The sequence below is a fragment of the Planomonospora antibiotica genome (genome assembly GCF_014647955.1).
Classification (GTDB): Bacteria; Actinomycetota; Actinomycetes; order Streptosporangiales; family Streptosporangiaceae; genus Planomonospora; species Planomonospora parontospora.
In genome coordinates, this window is sequence record NZ_BMQE01000147.1 from 1 (window position 1) to 884 (window position 884).

Consider the following 884-nt stretch of genomic DNA (forward strand, 5'->3'; position numbering starts at 1 on the left):
CCCGGACGCGATCTCCCACCGCCCCTCGGCAAGTACCAAAACTTATGATCGGCTCAGTATCCAGCGGCATTGGTGTGTGCGGCGATCGAGATGGCTGCGCGGCGCGTTCCGCTTCCGGCCGATGCGATATTTCATTCCGATCGAGGAAGCCAATATACTTCGACTGAGTTCGCTCGGACGCTCGAAAGGTGCGGGATCAGAAGGTCCGTGGGACGTACCGGGATCTGCTTCGATAACGCGATGGCCGAGTCGTTCTTCGGAAAGTTGAAGACCGAGCTCGTCCATCATGAGAGATTCGCCACCCGCGCGGAGGCGCGGCGTGCTGTCATTCGATACATCGAGGGCTTCTACAACTCCAGAAGGCTGCATTCCGGGTTGGGGTACAGGCCTCCGGTTGAAGTGCTCGGTGAATGGCTGTCAGACAGAAAGGTGGTGTGATAGAATCAATTTGCTCCGGTGTCCGGAAAACGTGGGGCTCCTCAGGCGTACTGTTCTGAAGCGCCACTCCGCACCGTTGCGCGCACCGAAGTAACCCCCGATGACACTCAGCAGGTAGGCGAGCAACTCGACGACCCGGCCTGCCTGTGCCAGCAGATACTGAGCCGATCATAAGTTTTGGTACTTGCCGAGGGGCGGTGGGAGATCGCGTCCGGGCGGGGACATGCTGGAAGCATGGCCAGGAAAGGTCGCAGAGCGACGTTCGAGGAGAAGGTCTTCGCCCTCCGGCTGCTGGAGCAGGGCATGTCACCGGACCGGGTGGCCGAGGCGCTGGGCGTGGGCCGTGAATCGATCTTCCGGTGGAAACGCCAGGCCCGCGCGGGCGTGAGCTTCCCCTCGTAGCGTGGAGACCGAACCGAGAGAGGTTTGGTCGTGGCAGGTACCAC

At 61.3% G+C, this 884-nt stretch carries 2 protein-coding genes; both read left to right on the forward strand.

The window, feature by feature from the left end; all coding sequences use genetic code 11:
* The first annotated feature begins 72 nt into the window (after positions 1-72).
* Entirely contained in the window at positions 73-438 is a 366-nt protein-coding gene (locus IEZ06_RS35850) for an integrase core domain-containing protein (protein WP_373293993.1), read from the forward strand.
* Between the two features lie 234 nt (positions 439-672).
* Positions 673-840: a helix-turn-helix domain-containing protein gene (locus IEZ06_RS35855; protein WP_189241116.1), complete on the forward strand. Its 168-nt coding sequence runs from the start codon at positions 673-675 to the stop codon at positions 838-840.
* Positions 841-884: the final 44 nt, after the last annotated feature.

Bases quoted from the DNA above. Each gene is read 5' to 3' on its own strand.
- IEZ06_RS35855 (WP_189241116.1), top strand. From the start codon at position 673: ATGGCCAGGAAAGGTCGCAGAGCGACGTTCGAGGAGAAGGTCTTCGCC.